Source organism: Nocardia spongicola, assembly GCF_047200775.1.
GTDB lineage: Bacteria > Actinomycetota > Actinomycetes > Mycobacteriales > Mycobacteriaceae > Nocardia.
In genome coordinates, this window is record NZ_JBJZOO010000003.1 from 99,321 (window position 1) to 119,188 (window position 19,868).

Here is a 19,868-nt window from a genome sequence, read left to right on the forward strand (position 1 = left end):
GCCGTACACCGCCGCCACTGGCTAGGTCTGCCAGTGGCTCAGCGGTGCCACGCGCAGGTCGGGCTCGTCTGGGACGACACGCAGCGCGGGACGACTCTCTGGCGCCGTACGGTCGCCGAGCCAGGAGAACAGCGACCACCGGGACAAGCCGGAAAAGGCCGAACCCAGGCTGCTGAACGAGAACGCCGAGATCGCTGACCCGAACGACCCCGCCGACCCGATCGACAGCACCGACCCGACGCTGCCGATCGACAGAATCGAGTAGGCCGAGCCGATCGATAGAATCGACCCTTCGGAACGGATCGACAGAATCGATCGGTGCGATTTTCTGCTCCGGATCGAATGCTCTGGACGATCGATGCCTGTCATGGTGAGGCCTGTCATGGTTAGCGGTTTATCACAGTTCCCGCGCCAACACATGGCATCGCGACAGATTCGTTCCCTCGACCTGCCCCGGTAGTCGACGACCGAAAGCTCAGGCGACCGTGAAGAATCCGAGCGTCGGCGCGAAGGAACAGGTCCGAGGTGCGGTTTCGGGGTCGGCCTGAGTGGTCAGCGAGCCGGAGATCACCGCGACGATCCGACCGGAACCGGTATCGGCGACCGCGGACAAGGTGGCGGGGCCGTCCGGGTTGATCTTCGCTTCGTCGGTCAACTGCTTGGCGCCGGACTGCATGGTGTCCACGTTCAGCCACTGCACCGTCATCGGCGGATTCTGCACCGGCGTCGGCGCTTTGGTGCCGAGCGCGGTGAACACGAATCCGGCCTGACCGGCCGAGGGGCTGGGCGGAGGCAGAGTCGCCGGACCCGGTACGGCCAGTGCGGTACCCACCGAGTCCGAGGTCGGGCCGATGCATCCCTTACCGATGGTCGGATACAGGAACTGCGCGATCGGCGGGCCGTCCTGCGGCAGCTCGGGGCCCCCACCGCCGCTGCCGTCGAGGAAGGTGATGATCCGTTCCAGCGTCGCCTCGATCTGCGGCGGCAGGTTCAGGACCGCCAGTAGCTGGCGTGCCTGGTCCAGGATCATCATCTTCGGGTCGGCGATATTCGCCGGAGTGGAGATGGCTTGGGCGATAACAGGCGCCAACGCGGCCAGAGCGTCCACCGGAACGCCCTCAGGGACCATCGGAACGCTGTAGGTTGTCGCCGCGGGGGCGGGGGCCGCGATTGCTGTCGTCGGCGCGGCGAGCGTGGCACTCGCCACGATGGCGAATGCGGACAATGCGATCCGCGTTCCTCGGGTGCGAAGCACTGGTCTGGCCGTCCTTACCTCGGGTACATCAGGGTTCGATTGCGAAGTGACATCGATTCGGGGTCACTCTAGGGACAATACGGCTACGTGTACAGCTATAGGGCCGAAATCTATGTGGACGATCCGTGTTTAGCAGACAGGAGTGCGCCCGCGATGTTGCTGGTGTGATAATTGATGCAAATGTTATCGATGATTCGAGGGTGGCGCCGAGCCGATCGGCGCGGCGGTTAATCTATCCGTGCCATCCGTCCGTGCCGTCGCCGAAGAACACCCTGCGGTCCGGGATGTCGAACCGACGCGCCCTAGCCGAAAGCCAGCGATGTGAACCGTTACCTCCGATGGGCCGTGCCGGTGCTCGGTCTGTCCGTGCTGGCGAGGTTGCTCTGGATGCTGTTCTCCCAGAACGGGATGAATCTCGTCGACCTGCACGTCTACGTCGATGGATCGTCCGCGTTGTCGACCGGCGGGCTCTACGACTTCACCTATGCCGCGAAGACGCCGGACTTTCCGCTCCCGTTCACCTATCCGCCGTTCGCGGCAGTCATGTTCTTCCCGTTGCACTATCTGCCGTTCACCGTCGTCGCGATCGCCTGGTTATTCGCGGTCGTCGCTGCGCTCTACGCGGTGGTGTACATCAGCCTCGAACTCATGCTCGGTGCGCAGACCTTGCGCACCTCGCGGTGGCGGGCGGTGACAGCGGCCTGGACCGCGCTGGGACTGTGGCTGGAACCGGTGCGGACCACATTGGATTACGGCCAGGTCAACGTGTTCCTCATGCTCGCGGGGATGCTCGCGGTACGCAGTTCCCGGTGGTGGATCTCCGGCGGGCTGGTAGGGATCGTCGCCGGTATCAAGTTGACGCCCGCGATCACCGGTCTGTACTTCCTCGCCAGGCGGCGGTGGTCGACCGTGGTGTGGTCGGCACTGGTTTTCGGCATGACAGTAGGGCTGAGCTTCGTGATCGCGCCGAATGCGGTACGAAGGTACTTCGGCACCCTGCTCGGTGATGCCGATCGGATCGGACCGGTCGGTTCGGTGTGGAACCAGTCGTTGCGCGGTGCGCTGAGCCGGCTGCGCGGCTACGACGTGGAGTCCGGCCTGTGGTGGATAGCGGCTGTCCTCGTGGTCGCGGTGCTGGCATATCTGGCCTGGCGCGCGCTCGGGTCGGAGGACCGGCTCGGCACGCTGATCGTGGTGCAACTGTTCGGGCTGATGATCTCGCCCATCTCCTGGTCACATCACTGGGTATGGCTGCTTCCCGTCGTGCTGTGGTTGGTCTACGGACCGCTGCGTTCGGCGCCAGGTGTCCGATTCGTGATCGGATTCTGGTTGGTGACCGCTCTGGTCGGGGTTCCATGGGTACTGTCGTTCTTCCAGGAGACGATCTGGACGATCTCGCGTCCTGGCGTGCTGGCCTGGCTCGGCACTGTCGACGTGCTCGGCGTCGTGCTGTTCTATCTCTGGGTGATCTGGTGTGGTTCACACTCCGCACGGTCAGGCCAGGAGGAGGGAGTGCGCGTGGCCACGGAGGGCTCCGTGCGGGGCGCATAGGTTTCAGCCCCGCGCGGTCGAGCCCGGAGGTAGGAGCTTGCGTGGCCACGGAGGGCTCCGGTCAGCTGGATTGTGTTATGAGGCGATCTATCTCATGAGCCAGCGCCACGTCCAGCGGGGTGATCCCGCCTGCGGAGTGGGTGGACAGTGCGAACCTGATCGTGCGCCAACGGATATCGATGTCCGGGTGGTGATCGGCGACCTCCGCGGCCGCGGCGACTCGGCGCACGAGTTCGATACCAGCGGGGAACGTGGCCGCTCGGGTAGTGCGGACCAGATTGTCGCCTGATCGCTCCCACTCCGGCAGCTCGGTGAGCGCCTCGGTGATTTCGGTGTCGGAGAGTACGGTTTGCTGCGTCATGACACTGCTTCCTCTCGCCTCTGGCCGCCCCGATGTCGGTGGCGGCGGGGTCAGGCAGCGCGGGCCTGCTCGAGTGCCTTCTTGAGATCCTTACCGCGGATTCCCGCGGCTTCGCACTTCTTCATCCGCATGATCACGACGGGGCACTTCAAGCAGCGCTTCTTCTTCCGGCAGCACTTCTTCTTCGGTTTCAGGCTCGAAACCTGCTTCGCTTTGACCTTGCCCACGATGGTTAGCATACCCTTAGTACAAAGGCTGGAACGTTGCTCGAACCGGACTGCCGGTAGGGTGTAGCTGGCCGCGATACCCGGTGAGTTTCGATTCTCCACCTGTTTGTAGGGGTCGGCGGGCACCAATACCGAACAGCAGGAGGATTCAGGCGTGTCGTCTGCACGCGATTTTCGCAACGTCGCCATTGTGGCCCACGTCGACCACGGCAAGACGACTCTGGTCGACGCCATGCTGCGCCAATCGGGCGCGTTCGCTGAACGGGACGAGCTCGTTGATCGGGTGATGGATTCCGGCGATCTGGAGCGCGAGAAGGGCATCACCATTCTCGCCAAGAACACGGCGGTGCACCGCCACCATCCCGATGGCTCGGTCACCGTGATCAACGTGATCGATACCCCGGGGCACGCCGATTTCGGCGGCGAGGTGGAGCGCGGTCTGTCCATGGTCGACGGCGTCGTACTACTGGTCGACGCCTCCGAGGGGCCGTTGCCGCAGACCCGGTTCGTCCTGCGCAAGGCCCTGGCCGCCTCGTTGCCGGTGATCTTGGTGGTGAACAAGACAGACCGGCCGGACGCCCGTATCGAAGAAGTGGTCGAGGAAAGCCACGATCTGTTGCTCGATCTGGCCTCCGACTTGGACGACGCGGCCGCCGAGGCCGCCGAGCTCGCGCTCGATCTGCCGGTGCTGTACGCCTCCGGCCGGGAAGGCAAGGCGTCCAAGGTGCGTCCGGAGAACGGTAACGCGCCGGACGCGGAGAATCTCGACGCGTTGTTCGATGTGCTGCTGCAGAACATTCCCGCGCCGAAGGGCGATCCGACCGCGCCACTACAGGCGCACGTCACCAACCTCGATGCCTCGGCATTCCTCGGCCGCCTCGCGTTGGTCCGTGTGCACAATGGCGAGCTGCGCAAGGGGCAGAGCGTCGCGTGGATGCACGCCGATGGTGTCAAGCAGGTGAAGATCACCGAGTTGCTGCAGACAGTCGGTGTCCAGCGGCAGCCGGGCGAAGTCGCCGGGGCGGGCGATATCGTCGCCATCGCGGGTATCCCGGACATCATGATCGGCGATACGCTCGCCGATATCGACAACCCTGTCGCGCTGCCCCGTATCACCGTCGATGAGCCCGCTATCTCGGTCACCATCGGAACCAACACCTCGCCGCTGGTCGGTCGGGTGCAGGGCCATAAGCTGACCGCCCGCATGGTGAAGTCGCGGTTGGATCAGGAACTGGTCGGTAACGTGTCCTTGCGCGTGCTCGACATCGGCCGCCCTGATGCCTGGGAGGTGCAGGGCCGAGGTGAACTGGCGCTGGCCATCCTGGTGGAGACCATGCGCAGGGAGGGCTTCGAGCTCACCGTCGGCAAGCCGCAGGTGGTCACCAAGCAGGTGGACGGCAAGGTGCACGAGCCGTATGAAGAGCTGACCATCGATTGTCCCGAAGAATATCTCGGCGCGATCACGCAGTTGATGGCGGCACGCAAGGGCAAGATGGTGCAGATGAACAACCATGCCGCGGGCTGGGTGCGAATGGAGTTCATCGTCCCCTCGCGCGGTTTGATCGGTTTCCGCACCGATTTCCTCACCGAGACCCGCGGTACCGGTATCGCGAATGCGGTGTCGCACGGTTACGCCCAGTGGGCGGGGGAGATCCGGGCCAGGCATACCGGCTCGCTGGTATCCGACCGGTCGGGCACGGTGACGCCGTTCGCCATGATCCAACTGGCCGACCGTGGCCAGTTCTTCGTCGAGCCGGGCACGGACACCTACGAGGGCCATGTCGTCGGTGTCAATCCGCGTGCCGAGGATCTCGATATCAATGTCACCAGGGAGAAGAAGCTGACCAATATGCGCAGCTCGACCGCTGATGTGATCGAGACGCTGGCCAAGCCGCTGCCCCTGGATCTGGAAGGCGCGATGGAGTTCTGCGCCGCCGACGAGTGCGTCGAGGTCACTCCGGAGGTGGTCCGGGTGCGTAAGGTGATCCTCGGCCAGAACGAGCGCGCGCGTGAACTGTCCCGGCGTAAGGCCCGCGATCGCGCGGCCCTGTAGTCACTTCGGTAAGGTGGAAACCGGTGTCCCCGTGGGGCGCCGGTTTCCGGCCCGGTAATTCACCGCGGCCACCCGAGAATTGGTTACCGAAATCACAATACGGTCGGAGGCTCTTCTTCGGATGGGGTTTTCGTCTGTTTCGCAGGCGGCCTCCGTGCAACGGATATCTCGTTCTCCGGTTAATCCCCGAGTGAATTCTTGCTTTCGTTTCCTTTCTGGAAGCAGCGGAATTACGCACTGGCCGGTCGGTCTTGTTCAGCACACCTGTGGTCCTGGTATCTGTCGAGACAGCTTGATAGGCAAGGGATTCTTGGGTGAATGGCTATGCCGCTGCGGCGGGCTCCGAATTCTTCTCCGTGGGTATCGCTCGATCCGGAGATTCGTTCGTAAGAGCGCGAATCTGCGGTCGAACTCGGCCATACGGTAGAGTTCCCGAACGTGAAAGTGGGCGCAGGAAAACGCGCGACGTGGCGCACATTGTTGCCGGCTGTGGCAGCGCTGACGCTGATCAGCAGCTGTGCGGCTAATCCGCCGCCGCCCATCGAAAGCACCGATAGCCCGATGTCCACACCGATGGAACCGGTGGAAAGCACTGTGGTCGTCGCCTTGGACACGGTGGGCACGGCTTTCAACCCGCATCTTCGTTCGGACCAATCCACTGCCACCGCCGCGATCGCTTCGCTGGTGCTGCCGAGTCCGTTCCGGCCGGTGCCGAGTCCGGACATACCGGGTGCGACGGTCTGGGTGCCGGATGCGTCGTTGCTGCTCTCGGCCGATGTGACCGCGCAGGAGCCGTTCACCATCACCTACACGTTGCGCAACGAGGCATCCTGGTCGGACGGAGCGCCTATCGCGGCAGAGGACTTCCATTACCTCTGGCAGGAGATGATTTCCGAACCGGGGGTTGTGGATCCGGCCGGTTATCGGTTGATCTCGGATGTGGGTTCGTCGGCGGGGGGCAAGACGGTCACCGTGGTGATGTCGCAGCCCTACCCCGGCTGGCGTGAGTTGTTCACCAATCTGCTGCCGTCCCATCTGCTGAAGGATGCGCCAGGCGGGTTCACCAGAGGAATGAACGGTCAGGTCAACGGGGTCCGGGTTTCCGGGGGGCCGTTCGGCATCCGCTCGGCGGACCCCGGTCGCGACGAGATGCTGCTGGAACGTAACGATCGCTTCTGGGGTACGCCGGCCATACCGGGCCAGATCCTGTTGCGCCGGGCCGGTACTACCGCGCAACTGGCGGGTTCGTTGCGCACCGGTGATGTGCAGATGGCTCTGGTGCACGGGGGAGTGGCGACTCAGGCGCAGCTGGGGGCGATTCCCTCGGTGCGGACCGCGATCATGCCACAGTCACGGGTGCTGCAACTGGTGCTCAACGGACGTGTAGGCGAGCTGAGCGATCCACAGGTCCGTGCCGGTGTGCTGGCATTACTCGACCCGGTCCTGCTCGCGACGGTCGGTGCGCAGACAGGGAACTGGGTGGAACCGGCGCGCGCTCAAGTCCTCGCGCCGTCCGATCCCGGCTATGTGCCGACCGCGCCACCGCGCCCCTCCGAGGACGAGGCATTCGCGCTACTCGCCGCGGCCGGGTACAACCGGGCGCCGGAGCCGCCTCCGATGCTGTCGCAGACCTCACCCGCACCACAGCCACGCACCATCGTCAAGGACGGCGAGCCGTTGACCGTGCGCATCGGTGCGGTCAACAGGGACGCCACCGCGCTCGCGGTGGCGCATACCGCTGCCGACCAGCTGCGTAGCGCGGGGATAGATGCCACAGTACGCAGCCTCGATGCCGAGGAGCTGTACGGCGAGAAACTGATCGAAGGCACTGTCGACGCGATTGTCGGCTGGGAGGTGGCCGGTTCGGATCCCGCGACGGTGCTGGCATCCCGCTATGGCTGCCCGCCACCGGCAGAAGCGGCCACGGGCGCCGTGCAGGCCATGACGGAGGCGGCGCAGCGTGCACCGAGCAACCTGTCCGGGGTGTGCGATCCAGCTCTGCAACCCGCGATCGATGCGGCGCTGCGTGGTATCGACGTGGACTCGGTGCTCGCCGATATCGAGCCCCAACTGTGGTCCATGGCGACGGTGCTGCCGATAGTGCAGGACAACGTGGTCGCCGCCGCCGGTCCCAGAGTGGATGGTGCCTCGCTCAGCGGTGCCATTCAGGCCGGTATTTTCGGTGACGCGGCTATGTGGCGCAGGATTCCGTGACCGTGGCGGCACCGGGTGGCCTGCTGCTGGTCCACGCGCATCCGGACGACGAATCCATCACCACTGGAGGGACGATCGCGCAGTACCGCCGTCGTGGTGTGCCGGTCACCGTGCTCACCTGCACTCTCGGTGAGGAAGGCGAGGTAATCGGGGATGAGTGGGCGTTCTTGGCCGCACAGCACGCCGACCAACTCGGCGGCTACCGGATCTCGGAGCTGACCCGCGCGCTCGCGGAGCTCGACGCGGGCCCCCCGTGCTTTCTCGGTGGTGCTGGACGCTGGCGTGACTCCGGAATGGCAGGCACCGCCCCCTCGTCTCCGGGGCAGGCGAACAAGCCGATGGCGTTCACCCGCTCCGGAGACGAGGCGGTACTGGCGCTGACGGAGGTGCTGTTGCGGTTGCGTCCGCGGGTAGTGGTCGGTTACGACCCGAAAGGTGGTTACGGCCACCCCGACCACATCCGAGCGCACGAGATCACCACGGCCGCGGTGCATGCCGCGGCAGCTCGCGGCTGGGATACCCCGAAGTTCTATTGGACGGTCACCGACGCCGATATGCTGCGCCTGCACACCACCGCATTGGCCAAGCGCACGGTCGAGGGGCTGCCAGGTGCGCTGCCACCCGGTTGGCGTCTGCCCGGCCCGGAGGAGCTGGCGTGCGTGCCGAGCCACACGGTAACCACCGTTCTCGACGTCTCCGAGGTTCTGTCTGCCAAGCGCGCCGCGCTGCGAGCACACGCCACCCAGGTCAGTGTCGCGCCGTCCGGACGGGAATTCGCGCTGTCGAACAACATCGCGCAGCCGATATTGCCGGAAGAGCACTTCATCCTGGTGCGCGGTCGGCTCGGGCCGCTCGGGCCGGATGGGCGGGAACACGACTTGTTCGCCGGCTTGGTCTGACCCGGATACTGTTCTTCGGCTACTCGACGAGAGCCATCGGCCGGCAATGACTCTCGTCGATTCGCCGGATGCGGTGATTCTTTCGATTCCGGGGCGTGGTCCTTCCTGTCGATCGGGTGCGGGAACGCGCGATCGGACCGGAATAGACTCGGCACCATGTACAACTGGGAACTCCAGGACGCGATCGTGGCGTTCGTGGACAGTATGAAGCCGTATTGGCAGGAGCAACACGATCTGTACATTTCGGCGCTGCACGCGTTCGCCGAGATGCAGAGCAACCTGTTGACCCTCCTCGGCTACCCGCCGGTACCGTGACGACGGAGCTCGACGACCACGTCTCCGGAAAATCCGGCACCGCACAGCACCGCTTCGGCCCGGTGCTCAATGCGGTGATCGCCGGTGTCCTCGTGCTGAATGCTCTGCTCACGCTGTCATTAGAGGTGCTGTATCTGCCGACCTATCTCGGCGCGATCGCCTTCCCGGTTTCCGCTCCGGTGGCAGGCGCGGTGAATGTTCTGCTTGTCGCGGGTATGCGGTCGCTCAGCTCGTGTACCGCCGCTATGGGGCTTCCTGTGGTCGCCTGGGCGTTGGGGTTCTTGGTGTGTGTGAGCACCGGACCCGGTGGTGACCTTCTGCTCAGCCCGGCGTGGCCTACCGTATTGCTGCTCTTCTGCGGAATAGTTCCACCCTTGGTATATATCTACTTCCAGGTGAACGCACATCTCTTCAGCCGGGGCTGAGCTGGATGCTCGGTGGCGGGGCCGGGAGAGCGGCAGGCCCGGCGCAGGGTGCGGCGGTCAGTGGTTTTCGCCGTGGTTCGGCCACCGCTCAGTGCCGCCGGGGTGCTCGGCGGGCAGGCGGTGGCCGAGCCGCCCCGGTGTGACGGACTCGATGAGCTCCCATGCTTCGGCGAGGCGGATGTCGACCACCGAATAGCGCTTCTTGCCCGCGGCGGTCGCCGCCACCACTGTGGCTACTCCGGCTCGCCGTTGGAAGAAGGTCTGGCGTACGGTCCAGCCGATTACACCGGGTGCTTCCAGGCAGTCTCTGCTCCGGTCGAGCGAGCCGGACTGGGTGATCAACCAGGTCGGGCTGATACTCGTGCGGGGAAGTACCGTGTGCCCGAGGCCACGGTAGCGGTCTTCCGCCAGCGCGAGCGCGGCGGGTAGGGCAATGCCTGGTATCAGCCACCACCATGGTGAATAGTTCTGTCCGGTAAGCGAAATGCCTGCCAGCACCGCAGCGATCACAGCTACCGGTGCCAGAGCCCGGGTGTACCTGCGCCGCCGGGCGGCCGAGCCGTGCGTGATCAGCGGCGCGCTGGCCGGCGCCGTGAATGCGTGCGCGCCGGCCGCGTTCGCGCCATCGGCAATCGCGTCCGGTCGAGCCGCAATAGCATCGGCGCGTATATCGACCGGGGCGAGCAGATGGCTCAGGGTATGTTCGACCGCGGCGCGCGGGGCCTTCGGCAGGATTGTCTGGCACGGATTCTCGCCGGTCATGATCGCCTCCAGTTCGGCGCCGCCGGCCAAGCGCAGCAGCAGCGGTTGCTTCACTGTCGCTCCACGCAGCCGGGCCAGGTCGAGGGTGATCTGGCGGGTGGTGAACAGGCCGTGCCGCAGCTGCAAAGTCTTGCCGTTATCGACGACTCGCAGCCCGAAATAGGTGGCCAGATAGTCTGCGCAGGTCGCGGCGCTGACCAGCGCAATAGTGGCGGACAACAAGACGGCCACGGTCAGCACAAGAACGAAGACGCCACCGTCTTCTATATCTGCCATCACATCCGATCGGAATGCGAGTTCACCGAGTCCGTATTGGAACGCGATCCCGATGATCGGTACGACGATCGCGAAGCCGGTCAGCGATAGCGGAGCGTAGCGCACCCATGCCGGAGTCCAATGCCCGATCTCGTGTGCAGGAGTTCGCCTTGCCGTTGCTTCGCCCGAGGCATTCTCCAGCGGATTCTTCTGTTTCTCGAATTCCTCTTCTGTCGGATCTGTCGTATGCGCGAGCAGCGTGGCACGCAACTGGGGTACGACACGCGCGTCCAAGGCGTCGAGCTTGAACTGTTCCTCCGATTCGGCTTGCTGCCCCGTCCCGATCGCCAGTACCGCGAGACCGAGCACCCGGTGCAGCAGGCTGGCCTCGATGTCAACCGACCGGATCCGCGGCCGCGGCACCGACAGTTTCTTGCGCTGTAACAACCCGGTACGCAATTCGACGTGCGTTGGCCCCACCCGATACGTCGTGGTGAGCCAGCGGGTGAGAGCGAGCCCGACGATCAGTGGTAGCGCGATAATGCTCGCCAGGGGGTTGTCGCTACTGGTGCTGAGGATCACCGAGCCGATAAGCACCGGGATGAATCGGATCGTTTCGGTGACAGGGTGTACCAACAGCATCCGTTTGTCGAGCCGCTGCCACGGCTGCTCGGCCTGTACGCCGCCTGTCTCGCTCATGGTGTGCTTTCCCGCATGAGCGGAGCTCTGCGTGGTCATATCGCGCCGCGGTCCTCGGGATAGACCGCTCACGTCGCGTCTCCACGGTGCTGGGCGGCGATCCGGGTCAGCCGCTGCACGGTTTCCTCGGCCACCGGCAGATCGAGGGCATTGATCTGTACCGCGCCCGCCGAGGATGCGGTCGTCACCGTTACCGTCGCCAATCCGAGCAGGCGTTCCAGCGGTCCACGTTCGGTGTCCACGGTCTGCACCCGCGAGATCGGTGCTACCCGGCTCTCCTGATTGAGCCAGCCGACCCTGGTGTACACAGCCTCGTCGGTGATCTCCCAGCGGTGTACCGCGTACCGCCACCACGGCACCACGCCTATGTTCAGCCCGGCCGCTGTCAATGCGAGCAGGAAAACCGTGAGCTGCCAGCCGCGATGCGCGGAGTCCAGCACCGCCCACACGATTTGGGCCGCGAACGGAATCGTCCAGGCCAGCACGGCATGTACGGTCCACAGGAGTTTCGCCTTCTGGCTGGGGCGCCAGGCCGGGTCGGTCATGATCGTGCGCAGCTGCGGCATGATGTCATGTTTGCACGATTACGTGCTTGCTGTCGCTATCGAGCATCCGGCTCTGGAATAGCTGTGCTCATCGCGTAGTTGTCACCGCGCAGTGGTGCCCATACCCAGCGGGCTCCTCGGCGAACAGAGCCACGTAGGCGGCTCGTACGCTTGGCCTTGTTTTCGAACACTGGAGGGAGACAGTTCCGGATGGGTAGCGCATGATCGAGGGCGTGAACGACCTACCGAACCCGAGCGTTCCGTCCACCCCGCCCGCACCGTCGGCCATGCGCCGGGCGCTGCGCCGGGCCCGTGATGGTGTCACATTGAATGTGGACGAGGCCGCAGTGCTGTTGCACGCGACGGGGCCGGACCTTGTCGAGTTGTGTCGCAGTGCCGCGCGGATACGTGATGCCGGGCTGGCCTCTGCGGGCCGTCCGAAGACGCTCAGCTATTCCAAGAATGTCTTCATCCCGCTGACGCGCCTGTGTCGAGACAAATGTCACTACTGCACATTCGTCACTGTTCCGGGCAAATTGCGTGCCGAGGGCAAGGGGATGTTCCTCGAACCCGATGAGGTACTCGATATCGCTCGTCGCGGCGCCGCGCTCGGCTGCAAGGAGGCGCTGTTCACCCTGGGGGATCGCCCGGAGGACCGCTGGCCGGAAGCCGCGCGCTGGCTGGACGAGCGCGGCTACGATTCCACGCTGGACTATCTGCGCGCCGTATCGATCATGGTGCTGGAAGAGACCGGTCTGCTGCCACATTTGAACCCCGGCGTGATGTCGTGGGCGGAGATCGCCCGGCTCAAGCCGGTGGCGCAGTCGATGGGCATGATGCTGGAGACCACGGCGACCCGGCTCTACACCGAGAAGGGCAACTGTCATTACGGCAGCCCGGACAAGGATCCCGCGGTGCGCCTGCGGGCCATCACGGACGCGGGCCGCCTTTCGGTGCCATACACCACCGGCATCCTGGTCGGCATCGGTGAGACCATGGCGGAGCGGGCCGAATCGATCATGGCTATTCGCAAGCAGCACAAGGCTTTCGGACACATCCAGGAAGTCATTGTGCAGAATTTCCTGGCCAAGGACGACACCGCGATGCGGGATGTGCCCGATGCGGCTATCGAGGAATTCCTCGCCACCATCGCGGTCACCCGTATCGTGCTCGGCCCCGATGTTCCGGTACAGGCACCGCCGAACCTGGTGTCACATGCCGAATGCCGCGCGCTGATCGATGCGGGTATCGATGACTGGGGCGGCGTTTCCCCGGTCACGCCCGACCATGTGAACCCGGAGCGGCCATGGCCGAACCTGGACACTCTGCGCGAAATCACCGAGGCGGCGGGCTATCAGCTGGTCGAGCGGACCTCCGCGCATCCTAAGTATGTACGCGCGGGCAATCCGTGGGTGGATCCGCGGATCGGTGCGCATGTCGCCGCCCTCACCGATCCGGCCACCGGCCTGGCGAACCCGGATGCGCTACCGATCGGCCTGCCCTGGCAGGAACCGGACGAATCCTGGGAATCGTCCGGGCGGGTGGATCTCGATACCGCCATCGATACCGAGGGCCGCAATACCGACCACCGCAGTGATGCCGCGTTCGGTGGCGGTAGCGGGCGTGACCACGAAGGGCCCCGCGATGGCCGCGGACCGGACACCTCGATGGTCGGTGCTTTCGGGGATTGGGACACCATCCGCGAACAGGCTCGGGATCTCGCGGCGGCGCCGCCGCAACGGTTGGACGCCGATGTACTCGCCGCGCTGCGCGCCGCCGAACGTGATCCGGCCGGGCTCAGCGACGCCGAGTATCTCGCACTGGCCACCGCGGACGGTGCCGAACTCGACGCGGTCGCCGCGCTGGCCGATCAGCTGCGCCGCGATGCGGTCGGTGACGATGTCACCTACGTGGTGAACCGGAATATCAACTTCACCAATATCTGCTATACGGGTTGCCGGTTCTGCGCCTTCGCGCAGCGTAAGGGCGATGCGGACGCGTTCACACTGAGCATGGACGAGGTCGCCGATCGGGCATGGGAGGCGCATGTGGACGGCGCCACCGAAGTGTGCATGCAGGGTGGTATCGATCCCGACCTGCCGGTCAGCGGGTACGCGGACCTGGTCCGCGCGGTCAAAAGTCGGGTGCCGTCCATGCATGTGCACGCGTTCAGCCCGATGGAAATTGTGAACGGCGCTTCGCGTGGCGGGCAGAGCATCCGTGACTGGCTGGTGGCGCTGAAAGAGGCCGGACTGGACACCATTCCGGGAACGGCCGCCGAGATCCTGGACGACGAAGTGCGCTGGGTACTCACCAAGGGCAAGCTGCCCGCCTCGGCGTGGATCGAGGTAATCACCACAGCGCACCAAGTGGATATCAGGTCCAGCTCGACCATGATGTACGGCCACGTGGACAATCCGGAACACTGGGTCGGGCACCTACGGGTACTGCGTGGCATCCAGGACGAAACCGGTGGGTTCACCGAGTTCGTGCTCCTGCCGTTCGTGCATCAGAGCGCGCCGCTGTATCTCGCGGGCGCCGCGCGGCCAGGACCGACCAATCGGGATAATCGTGCCGCCCACGCACTGGCCAGGATCATGTTGCACGGCCGGATCCCCAATATCCAGACCAGCTGGGTCAAGCTCGGGACCATCGGAACCAGGGTGATGCTGTCGAGCGGCGCCAATGACCTCGGCGGCACCTTGATGGAGGAGACCATCTCCCGAATGGCAGGCTCGCAGCACGGCTCGGCGAAAACCGTTGCCGAGCTGGTCGAGATCGCCGAGGGTATCGGAAGGCCCGCTCGGGAGCGAACCACGACCTATGGCACGCCGAAGCGCAGGATGCCGCTGTTGTCGGTGCCGGTGCAGTGATACCGATCACCGTTTCCCGGCGGTGTCGTGAAGTTCGTGGCACCAGATGTTAGGACAGGCTGACCAGTAGTAACGTGTGGTGCCGGGATAGGGTTTGCCGGGCGGACTATCCCGCAGGCAAGGACAGACTAGGAGAGCGGCAGTGCCGTACATCATCGCTGAACCGTGCGTTGACGTGAAGGACAAGGCATGCATCGAGGAATGCCCCGTGGACTGCATCTACGAGGGCGGTCGCATGCTGTACATCCATCCGGACGAGTGCGTGGACTGTGGTGCATGTGAGCCGGTGTGCCCGGTGGAGGCGATCTTCTATGAAGACGACACCCCGGATCAGTGGAGCGGATATATAAACGCCAACGTCGACTTCTTCGACGATCTCGGTTCACCCGGCGGTGCCACGAAGGTCGGCAAGGTCGACTACGACCCACCGTTCATCAAGGAACTGCCCCCGATGGCGAGCGAGTGAGGCCAGAGGTGCCGCCGCGTGGCCGGGTCAGTGCACTGCTGCCCGAATTTCCCTGGGACACCATCGCTTCGGCGAAGGCGAAAGCGGCCGCTCATCCGGACGGCATCGTCGACCTATCCGTCGGCACCCCGGTCGATCCGGTGGATCCGATGATCCGGACGGCACTGAGCTCGGTCGCCGAGGTGCCGGGCTACCCGACCACGCATGGCACCCCCGAGCTCCGCGCGGCCGCGGTCGAGGCGCTGAAGCGGCGCTATGGGATCACCGGTCTCGATCCGGCGGCGGTATTGCCCGTGGTCGGCACCAAGGAGCTGATCGCCGGATTGCCCCGGCTGCTCGGCCTCGGTTCGGGCGATATGGTGGTCATCCCCGAGATCGCCTACCCCACCTACGAGGTCGGTGCGCTGCTGGCGGGTGCGCGGGTACTCCGCGCCGACGGGCTGACCCGGCTCGGGCCGCAGACGCCCGCGTTGATCTATGTGAACTCGCCGTCCAATCCGACCGGTCGGGTGCTCGGTGTCGAGCATCTACGCAAGGTGGTCGCATTCGCGCGTGAGCGTGGCACGATCGTCGCCGCCGACGAGTGTTATCTCGGACTGGCCTGGGCGGGCCGCGCACCGTCCCTGCTCGACCCCGAGGTGTGCGCGGGCGACCACACCAACCTGCTCGTGGTGCACTCGTTGTCCAAGACCTCGAACCTCGCCAGTTATCGCGCCGGGTTCATTGCGGGTGATCCGGCTCTGGTCGCGGAGCTGCTCACGGTGCGCAGGCACGCGGGCATGATCGTGCCGTTCCCGGTCCAGGCCGCGATGACGGCCGCGCTCAGCGATGACGCCCATGAGGCGCAGCAGCGCGAGCGGTACCGGAAACGCCGCGAAGTGTTACGGAAGGCACTGCTGGAAGCTGGTTTTCGGATTGATGACTCGCAGGCGGGTCTGTATCTGTGGGCAACGCGCGGCACTGCGTGCCGGGACACGCTGGACTGGCTGGCCGAGCGCGGTATCCTCGCGGCCCCCGGCGACTTCTACGGTCCCGGTGTGCGTGAGCATGTGCGGATCGCGCTGACCGCGACCGATGAGCGCATCGCCGCGGCGGCCGAACGGCTGACCGCGGGCTGAGCGTCGGCGTCCTGGCCGGTCGGGAAGTGCGCGATTCCGGGTGACGCCTCCGTGTGGGCTTGCCGAACCTGTTGATCCGGTGCGGTGTGCCGGTGTGTCGACAACCCCCGGTACCGGGCCGGGGGAGCTAGCCTGAGGTATGGACGCTGTCACGGTTGTCCCTGAGCCGAGTAATGAGCCGGTGCACTCCTACGCACCTGGCAGTCCCGAACGGGAGTTGCTGCTGGGCAAGCTCGCCGAGTTGTCCGCCGAAGCCGTGGATGTTCCGCTGGTGATCGGTGGCAAACACCGGCCGGGGACCGGCGAACGGCACGATATCGTCGCCCCGCATCGGCATCGCCAGGTGCTGGGGACCTATACCGACACCACCCACTCGGAAGCCGACGCCGCTATCGACGCCGCGATGGCGGCCGCGCCCGGTTGGCGGGCGCTGCCCTTCGAGGAACGCGCCGCGGTACTGCTCCGCGCGGCCGATCTGCTGGCCGGGCCGTGGCGCGAAACGCTTGCCGCGGCCACCATGCTGGGGCAGTCGAAATCAGTCCAGCAGGCCGAGATCGACGCGCCATGCGAACTGGTCGACTTCTGGCGGTTCAATGTCGCCTTCGCCCGCGGCATCCTGGAGCAGCAGCCACGCTCCGGCGCCGGGGTATGGAACCGCATGGACCATCGTCCGCTCGAGGGTTTCGTCTATGCCATCACTCCGTTCAATTTCACCGCGATCGCCGGAAACCTGCCGACCGCGCCCGCGCTGATGGGCAATACGGTGGTGTGGAAGCCTTCGCCGACCCAGACATTGGCGGCGCTCTACACGATGCGCTTGCTGGAGGCGGCTGGCCTGCCTCCCGGCGTGATCAATATGGTCACCGGCGACGGCAAGCAGCTGTCGGAGGTGGCGCTGCCCGATCCCCGGCTGGCAGGTATCCATTTCACCGGTTCCACAAAGACGTTCCATTATCTCTGGCAGCAGGTCGGTGCGAATATCAGCCGTTATCACGGTTATCCACGTCTGGTCGGGGAGACCGGGGGAAAGGATTTCATCGTCGCGCACTCCTCGGCCGATCCCGCGGCGCTGTGCACTGCCCTGATCCGTGGTGCCTACGAATATCAAGGCCAGAAATGCTCGGCGGCCTCGCGTGCTTACATCGCACGATCGGTGTGGCGTGTGATGGGCGAGCAGTTCCTCGATATCGCCGCCGAACTGAGCTATGGGGATGTAGCCGATCTATCGAATTTCGGTGGCGCGGTAATCGATCGGCGCGCTTTCGACAAGAATGTGGCGGCCATCCAGCGGGCCAGGGACGCGGGCATCGATATTCCGGTCGGTGGGAGCTGCGATGACAGCGAAGGCTGGTTCGTCCGGCCGACCGTGCTGCTGGCGGATGATCCGCACGATGAATCGTTCGCCACCGAGTACTTCGGGCCGATTCTTTCGGTATATGTCTACGACGACGCCGATCCCTGCGCCTATCGAGAGATTCTCGCCGAAGTCGATTCAGCGGCGCCGTACGCGCTGACCGGCGCGGTATTCGCACAGGACAGGCACGCCATCGAACAAGCAGGTGCGGTATTGCGCTTCGCGGCGGGTAACTTCTACATCAACGACAAACCCACCGGCGCGGTGGTCGGGCAGCAACCGTTCGGTGGCGCCCGCGCCTCCGGCACCGACGATAAAGCGGGTTCTCCGCTGAACCTGTTGCGCTGGATCGCGCCGCGCACGATCAAGGAAACCTTCCTTCCCTCAGGGGAACATCGCTACCCACATATGGGATTGTGATGTCCGGCGCGACAGTCTCCTCGGAGCGGGCATGGTGAATCCGCTGCGACCGGCGATTCTGGCGGCTTCCTCCTCACCGCGAATGAAGCGGTTGCTCACCGGATTCCCGGTGACCGCGCAGATCGTGCGGCGTTTCGTGGCCGGCGAGACGCGCGAGGAGTTGCTCGCCGTTGCCGCCGCGTTATCGGCAGGTGGCCGGATGGTCAGTGTGGACTTCCTCGGCGAGTACACCACCGACCGCGAGCAAGCGCGCGACACACTCGACGAATACTGTGCCCTGATCCGGGAGCTCGCCGCACTGGAACGGCCCATGCTGCCAGGTACGACGGCCCAGCCGGTGGAGGTCTCGGTGAAACTGTCGGCGTTGGGGCTGACGTTACCCGTGGACGGGCCCGCCGTCGCGACCGAGAATCTGCACCTGCTGTGTGCCGAGGCCGCGCGGTGTGCTGTGTGGGTGACCGTCGACGCCGAAGATCACACGACCACCGATGCCACCTTGGCCACGGTGCGCGCGCTGCGCGCCGAATTCCCCTGGCTCGGTGCGGTGCTGCAGGCCTATCTGCGGCGCACCGAGGCGGACTGCCGTGCGTTCGCGGGCGCCGGATCGCGGATTCGGTTGTGTAAGGGCGCCTATCGAGAGCCGCATGATGTGGCGTTCCGCCGTGCGAGTGAAGTCACCGCATCCTATTTGCGCTGTCTGGAGATCCTGATGCGCGGTAGCGGCTATCCGATGGTGGCCTCCCACGATCCCGAGGTGCTCGCCGCCGCCGAGCGATTGGTCGCCGGAACTGGACGGGCCAGCGGCGACTTCGAGTATCAGATGCTGTACGGGATCCGCGACGGTGAGCAGATGCGGCTGGCGCGAGCCGATAACGCCGTGCGAGTCTATGTGCCCTATGGCAGCCAGTGGTACGGCTACCTGACCCGGCGGCTTGCCGAACGGCCTGCCAACCTCACGTTCTTTCTGCGGGCTGTGGCGAGTAACTCCTGATCACCCCTTCCCGATCACTGCTATCGGGTCCGGGCCAGTGCGCCGCCCTTCAGGCCGAGGAGGATGTCAAACCAGTGGTTTACCCAGCCGGATCCGCAGGCGCAGGTCGAAGAGATAGGCATTCGTCGGGAACATCCGTAAGGGCTTGGGCAGGCGGGTGTGCACCGCCGTGAGCACCCGGAGGAATCGATCGAATCGCCGCTGATCGCGGTCGGTCCAGGACATACCCATTTCATTGCGCAGATGTTCGGGCAGTAGGGCGGTGACACAGAAGCGATGCAGTTCGGCGAAGGTGAACCGCACCGGCCACGGCAGCATCGTCATATCGATCAGATTGTCGAAGTATTCACGCAGTGCGGGCTCGATGGTGTGCTGCTCGAGGTTCTCGTTCCAGTACCGGTGGAACTCCGCACGATTCGCCGGCCATAGCTCCGGCCGCATCTGCAGGGTGGTGCCGAAGCGCGCGGCGTAGTGATAGAAGGCATCGGCGGTCGCCTCGTCCATCGGACCGTGCATCCGGGTGTAGAGGTCATCGATGCCCCAGTACACGCAGGCCGCGACCCACAGTTGCAGTTTCGGGTCGAAAGCGTTGTACCGGACCGGGCTCGATGCGGTGGAACGCACCGGACGGTGCGATGTGTTGACGGCCGCGCGGTAGGCGGCGCGTTCGGCATCGGTGCCGAGCAGCGCGACGGCGATATAGGTCAGCGTGGTCCGCATCCGCTTGGCCGGGTGCAGGGTGACCTTTCCGCTGTCGACTGTGCTCTCCAGGACACCGCGACCGACCGGGCGCAGGCTCAGCTGCATGATGACGTTGGCGGTGCCGCCGAGAAAGGCGGCGATTCCGTCCACATATTCGTCGACGGTTTCCGGTGTCAGGACCAGGGTCGTGCTCGGCACTGCGGTGGTTTCCGGTGTCGGGGTCTGGTTCGTGCTCGGTACCGCGGTCATCGTCGACCTCATCTTTCAGTGTCTGCTCCACCCAGCGGATGGGTTCTTGAGAAGAATATAGACTCAATGTTTCATTGACTCTACTGCTTGTCAATCGCCGGGGAGTGCGGGTATGACGGTATGCGATGCTGGGA

18 protein-coding genes are annotated in these 19,868 nt (G+C 65.0%); 11 read left to right on the plus strand and 7 right to left on the minus strand.

Translation table 11 applies throughout. From position 1 onward, the window contains the following. Positions 1-21 precede the first annotated feature (21 nt). Together ACL02S_RS08270 and ACL02S_RS08275 are read right to left on the minus strand one after the other, a co-directional pair. Positions 22-369, minus strand: a complete 348-nt coding sequence (locus ACL02S_RS08270; protein ID WP_412802073.1) for a hypothetical protein — start codon at positions 367-369, stop codon at positions 22-24. 106 nt (positions 370-475) lie between these two features. Further along, entirely contained in the window at positions 476-1,255 is a 780-nt protein-coding gene (locus tag ACL02S_RS08275) for an Rv1157c family protein (RefSeq protein WP_412801736.1), read from the minus strand. 321 nt (positions 1,256-1,576) lie between these two features. Here ACL02S_RS08275 and ACL02S_RS08280 point away from each other — a divergent pair, with 321 nt between their 5' ends. Beyond that, positions 1,577-2,806: a mannosyltransferase gene (locus tag ACL02S_RS08280; protein WP_412801737.1), complete on the plus strand. Its 1,230-nt coding sequence runs from the start codon at positions 1,577-1,579 to the stop codon at positions 2,804-2,806. A 61-nt stretch (positions 2,807-2,867) separates the two neighbouring features. Here the strand turns inward: ACL02S_RS08280 and ACL02S_RS08285 are convergent, their stop codons facing one another. Then, positions 2,868-3,167 carry a 4a-hydroxytetrahydrobiopterin dehydratase gene (locus ACL02S_RS08285; protein ID WP_412801738.1) on the minus strand — a complete coding sequence of 100 codons (300 nt, stop codon included), beginning with the start codon at positions 3,165-3,167 and terminating at the stop codon, positions 2,868-2,870. 50 nt (positions 3,168-3,217) lie between these two features. Beyond that, positions 3,218-3,394, minus strand: a complete 177-nt coding sequence (locus ACL02S_RS08290) for a hypothetical protein (protein WP_412801739.1) — start codon at positions 3,392-3,394, stop codon at positions 3,218-3,220. Between the two features lie 154 nt (positions 3,395-3,548). Between ACL02S_RS08290 and typA the strand changes: the two genes are divergently transcribed. The 5 genes from typA to ACL02S_RS08315 all read left to right on the plus strand — a co-directional run bounded on the left by typA (position 3,549) and on the right by ACL02S_RS08315 (position 9,300). After that, positions 3,549-5,447 (plus strand): translational GTPase TypA, encoded by a 1,899-nt coding sequence (gene typA, locus ACL02S_RS08295; protein WP_412801740.1) that lies wholly within the window; start codon positions 3,549-3,551, stop codon positions 5,445-5,447. A 561-nt stretch (positions 5,448-6,008) separates the two neighbouring features. Beyond that, the gene (locus ACL02S_RS08300; RefSeq protein ID WP_412801741.1) at positions 6,009-7,661 is read left to right on the plus strand and encodes an ABC transporter family substrate-binding protein; all 1,653 of its coding nucleotides are present in this window, start codon (positions 6,009-6,011) and stop codon (positions 7,659-7,661) included. Next, positions 7,643-8,560, plus strand: a complete 918-nt coding sequence (gene mshB, locus ACL02S_RS08305) for an N-acetyl-1-D-myo-inositol-2-amino-2-deoxy-alpha-D-glucopyranoside deacetylase (protein WP_412801742.1) — start codon at positions 7,643-7,645, stop codon at positions 8,558-8,560. The genes ACL02S_RS08300 and mshB overlap by 19 nt, the downstream gene beginning before the upstream one ends. A 156-nt stretch (positions 8,561-8,716) precedes the next feature. Beyond that, positions 8,717-8,875, plus strand: coding sequence for a hypothetical protein (locus ACL02S_RS08310; RefSeq protein ID WP_412801743.1), 159 nt, complete (start codon positions 8,717-8,719; stop codon positions 8,873-8,875). Continuing rightward, positions 8,872-9,300 carry a hypothetical protein gene (locus tag ACL02S_RS08315; RefSeq protein WP_412801744.1) on the plus strand — a complete coding sequence of 143 codons (429 nt, stop codon included), beginning with the start codon at positions 8,872-8,874 and terminating at the stop codon, positions 9,298-9,300. The genes ACL02S_RS08310 and ACL02S_RS08315 overlap by 4 nt, the downstream gene beginning before the upstream one ends. 57 nt (positions 9,301-9,357) lie before the next feature. Here ACL02S_RS08315 and ACL02S_RS08320 read toward each other — a convergent pair whose 3' ends face one another. After that, positions 9,358-11,055 carry a PH domain-containing protein gene (locus ACL02S_RS08320; RefSeq protein WP_412801745.1) on the minus strand — a complete coding sequence of 566 codons (1,698 nt, stop codon included), beginning with the start codon at positions 11,053-11,055 and terminating at the stop codon, positions 9,358-9,360. 29 nt (positions 11,056-11,084) lie between these two features. Then, positions 11,085-11,582, minus strand: coding sequence for a PH domain-containing protein (locus ACL02S_RS08325; RefSeq protein ID WP_412801746.1), 498 nt, complete (start codon positions 11,580-11,582; stop codon positions 11,085-11,087). Positions 11,583-11,782: 200 nt separating this feature from the next. On the opposite strand from ACL02S_RS08325, the gene ACL02S_RS08330 reads away from it, so the two are divergent. The 5 genes from ACL02S_RS08330 to ACL02S_RS08350 all read left to right on the plus strand — a co-directional run bounded on the left by ACL02S_RS08330 (position 11,783) and on the right by ACL02S_RS08350 (position 18,783). Continuing rightward, on the plus strand, positions 11,783-14,434 hold the full coding sequence (locus tag ACL02S_RS08330; protein ID WP_412801747.1) for a bifunctional FO biosynthesis protein CofGH: 2,652 nt from the start codon (positions 11,783-11,785) through the stop codon (positions 14,432-14,434). A gap of 142 nt (positions 14,435-14,576) precedes the next feature. Next, positions 14,577-14,900, plus strand: coding sequence for a ferredoxin (fdxA, locus tag ACL02S_RS08335; RefSeq protein ID WP_412801748.1), 324 nt, complete (start codon positions 14,577-14,579; stop codon positions 14,898-14,900). Beyond that, the gene (dapC, locus tag ACL02S_RS08340) at positions 14,897-16,018 is read left to right on the plus strand and encodes a succinyldiaminopimelate transaminase (protein ID WP_412801749.1); all 1,122 of its coding nucleotides are present in this window, start codon (positions 14,897-14,899) and stop codon (positions 16,016-16,018) included. Before fdxA ends, dapC begins: the two co-directional genes overlap by 4 nt. A 139-nt stretch (positions 16,019-16,157) precedes the next feature. Then, positions 16,158-17,792, plus strand: coding sequence for an L-glutamate gamma-semialdehyde dehydrogenase (gene pruA, locus ACL02S_RS08345; protein ID WP_412801750.1), 1,635 nt, complete (start codon positions 16,158-16,160; stop codon positions 17,790-17,792). 31 nt (positions 17,793-17,823) lie between these two features. Next, complete coding sequence (locus tag ACL02S_RS08350; RefSeq protein WP_412801751.1) at positions 17,824-18,783, plus strand: proline dehydrogenase family protein; 960 nt, start codon at positions 17,824-17,826, stop codon at positions 18,781-18,783. Positions 18,784-18,849: 66 nt separating this feature from the next. Here the strand turns inward: ACL02S_RS08350 and ACL02S_RS08355 are convergent, their stop codons facing one another. After that, complete coding sequence (locus tag ACL02S_RS08355; RefSeq protein WP_412801752.1) at positions 18,850-19,734, minus strand: oxygenase MpaB family protein; 885 nt, start codon at positions 19,732-19,734, stop codon at positions 18,850-18,852. Between the last annotated feature and the right edge of the window lie 134 nt (positions 19,735-19,868).